Origin of the sequence: Phenylobacterium sp., assembly GCF_030697925.1 — a bacterium.
Classification (GTDB): domain Bacteria; phylum Pseudomonadota; class Alphaproteobacteria; order Caulobacterales; family Caulobacteraceae; genus Phenylobacterium.
In genome coordinates this window covers 1-1099 of the sequence record NZ_JAUYOJ010000165.1, presented here as the reverse complement: position 1 = coordinate 1099, position 1099 = coordinate 1, and the positions used below count along the sequence as shown (strand labels likewise).

At 70.3% G+C, this 1099-nt stretch carries 2 pseudogenes; both read right to left on the bottom strand.

From position 1 onward, the window contains the following. A pseudogene (locus Q8Q88_RS15615) lies at nucleotides 1–545 on the bottom strand (DNA primase); the annotation flags it as partial. A gap of 70 nt (nucleotides 546–615) precedes the next feature. Continuing rightward, nucleotides 616–1099: pseudogene (locus Q8Q88_RS15610) on the bottom strand (DNA-binding protein); the annotation flags it as partial.

The window sequence follows — 1099 nt, the reverse complement described above, 5'->3', positions numbered from 1 at the left end:
GCGGGCCACGCCGTTCTGGCGTCGGGCGCGTCGTCCCTCCCGGGCCGATAGAAGCAACGCGGATGGAACCGCAGCGCCGCGCGGGTCCGAAGATCCGCGATGCCCCGGCTGCGCAGATAGGCCTCCGCGATCGTGCCCGAGATCGGCTTCGACATGGCGAACAGGCGTTGCGCCGCCTGCGGCGATCCCGTTGACGCCTTGGCATGGCTGGGGCGTGGCGCTGCAGCGGGTTCTGGTCTGGGCAAGGCGAGGAACCGGCGCGCCTCGTCCAAGGTGTCGCGCAAACGGTGGAGGCCCTGGTTCAGGGCGATAAGGTCGAGCAGATCGCCATGCTCACCCGTGGCCGCGTCGGTCCATTTGCCCACGGCGCCCCGCCCCTCGTCTGAGCCCCGCAGACGGACATAGAGACTGCGTCCCGGCGTATTTCGAGCATCACCGACCAGCCAGTAGCGGCCTTCGCGTTGGCCCTCGGAGAGATAGTGGCGGCACACGGCCTCGGCGTGATCGGCAAGGCGGTGCGCCAGATCGGACGCGGTCGTGCGCATGACACGGCTCCCAAAGAAGAAGGGACCCGCCGCGAGGACGGGTCCCTTCCAGGTCGACTAGGGCCTCGACCTATTCGGCGGCATGGGCGTGGGGGTCTGCCTGCCGACCGCCAGCATCCGCATCGTCCGGTGCGGCGTCGATAGCCTGTTCGCCGCCGATCGCCGCCGACGGCGCCTTGGCCTCATCGACGGGCGGCCGTTCGGCTTCGACCACCGGGTCCGCCGATTGGGCGCGCGGCGTGCGCAAGGGCTCCGGAAGCCAGCCCGATCCCGCCAGCACCTGTTCGGCCTCGGTCGCCATGTCGCCCTTCTTGAGATGGTCGATCCGCTGGGCGGCGGCCTCGCCCCTGGCGTCCTGGACAGCCAGAAGAATCCGGGCCTTGGTCACCCGGCCCAGGAAGTTGTCGACGGTTGGCGCCCACCCCACCGCCGCCATGTCGAGACCCAGGGCCTCAGCCAGACGGTCGGCGTGAGCCAAGGCCTTCGGCCGGCGGTTCCAGGCTTCCTGGACGGCGTTCAGCGTCTGACCGACGCAGTGGGCGAACAGCGCCTGG